This is a genomic window from Bradyrhizobium sp. P5_C11_2 (assembly GCF_054049755.1).
The window spans coordinates 1-1,664 of sequence record NZ_JBFULT010000937.1 but is presented as its reverse complement, the minus strand read 5'-3'; the positions used below and the strand labels follow the sequence as shown (position 1 = coordinate 1,664).

Below are 1,664 nucleotides of genomic sequence, written 5' to 3'. Positions count from 1 at the left end.
CACTTGGGAAATCCCCTACTCGTCCCAACGCCAGGCTGCCGGACCTTAGCCCAACAACCCATCCAAGCTCAAACCATTGCTGCCCAACATGGTGCGAGCGAGAAAACATCCAAGACCCATCAACCCGCCCGGTGCGGCCTGATTGTGACGGAACCAAGAAAACTTATCGCAGTGCAGCACATCTTCAAGAGCGTTTAGGGCGAAACGTGCGAGCTTCGCGGTGACGAATACGGAATGAATCGTTACTGTTCTGCGCATGAGTACCGCCACGACCGACACGCCCAAATCCGAGACGAAGTTCAATGCGGAAGCCTTCGCGATGAATGTCGCGCGGGCCATGGAAAGCGGCGGCAAGGCGCTCGCCGCCTACCTGAAGCCGCGCGAAAGCGGCGAGGTGCAGGATCGCCCGCCGGCCGAGCTCACGGAAGTGGTCAAGACCTTCACGTCGGTCGCCGAATACTGGCTATCGGATACATCGCGCGCGTCCGATCTCCAGACCAAGCTCGCCAAGGACTATCTCGACCTCTGGGGCTCGGCGGCACGGCGCATGGCCGGCCAGGACGCCGCGCCCGCGATCGCGCCCTCGCCGCGCGACAAGCGCTTTGCCGATCCGGAATGGAAGTCGAACCAGTTCTTCGATTTCGTGATGCAGCTCTATCTGCTCACGACCAAATGGGCGCAGGAGCTGGTGAGCGACGCCGACGGGCTCGATCCGCAGACCCGCCGCAAGGCCGAATTCTACATCCAGCAGGTCATCAACGCGCTGTCGCCGTCGAACTTCGTGCTGACCAATCCGGAGGTGCTGCGCGAGACGGTTGCCAGCAGCGGCGAGAACCTGGCGCGCGGCCTGAAGATGCTGGCCGAGGACATCGCCGCCGGCAAGGGCATGCTGAAGATCCGCCAGTCCAATCCGGACAACCTCGTCGTCGGCGTCAACATGGCGACGACGCCGGGCAAGGTGATCTACCAGAACGAGATGATGCAGCTGATCCAGTATTCGCCGACCACGGAGAAGGTGCTGCGCACCCCGCTGCTGATCGTGCCGCCCTGGATCAACAAGTTCTACATCCTCGATCTCAAGCCGGAAAAATCCTACATCAAGTGGTGCGTCGACCAGGGCATCACCGTGTTCGTGATCTCATGGGTCAATCCCGACAAGCGGCTCGGCAACAAGAGCTGGGAAGACTACATGAAGGAAGGCCCGCTCACGGCGATGGACGTGATCGAGAAGGTCACCGGCGAGATGAAGGTGCACACCGCCGGTTATTGCGTCGGCGGCACCATGCTCGCGACCACGCTGGCCTGGCTCGCCGAGAAGCGCCGCCAGCGGGTGAGTTCCGCGACGTTCTTTGCCGCGCAGGTCGACTTCACCCATGCCGGCGATCTCCTGGTCTTCGTCGACGAGGAGCAGGTCGCAGCGCTCGAGAAGGACATGAAGGCGGCCGGGGTGCTCGAAGGCTCGAAGATGGCGATGGCCTTCAACATGCTGCGCTCCAACGATTTGATCTGGTCCTATGTCGTCAGCAATTACCTCAAGGGCCAGCAGCCGAGCGCGTTCGACCTGCTGCACTGGAATTCTGACGCGACGCGCATGACCGCGTCGAACCATTCCTACTATTTGCGCAACTGCTATCTGGAGAACCGGCTGTCCACGGGCTCGATGG

At 61.5% G+C, this 1,664-nt stretch carries 2 protein-coding genes; one reads left to right on the top strand and one right to left on the bottom strand.

Going from position 1 to position 1,664, the window contains the following annotated elements:
* Nucleotides 1–45: 45 nt before the first annotated feature.
* The gene (locus tag ACXJL8_RS40485) at nt 46–258 is read right to left on the bottom strand and encodes a hypothetical protein (RefSeq protein ID WP_456621131.1); all 213 of its coding nucleotides are present in this window, start codon (nt 256–258) and stop codon (nt 46–48) included.
* On the opposite strand from ACXJL8_RS40485, the gene ACXJL8_RS40480 reads away from it, so the two are divergent.
* Nucleotides 257–1,664, top strand: a 1,408-nt coding sequence (locus ACXJL8_RS40480; protein WP_456686970.1) for a PHA/PHB synthase family protein, incomplete at its 3' end; no start/stop codon positions are given. The two genes, ACXJL8_RS40485 and ACXJL8_RS40480, sit on opposite strands and share 2 nt — an antisense overlap.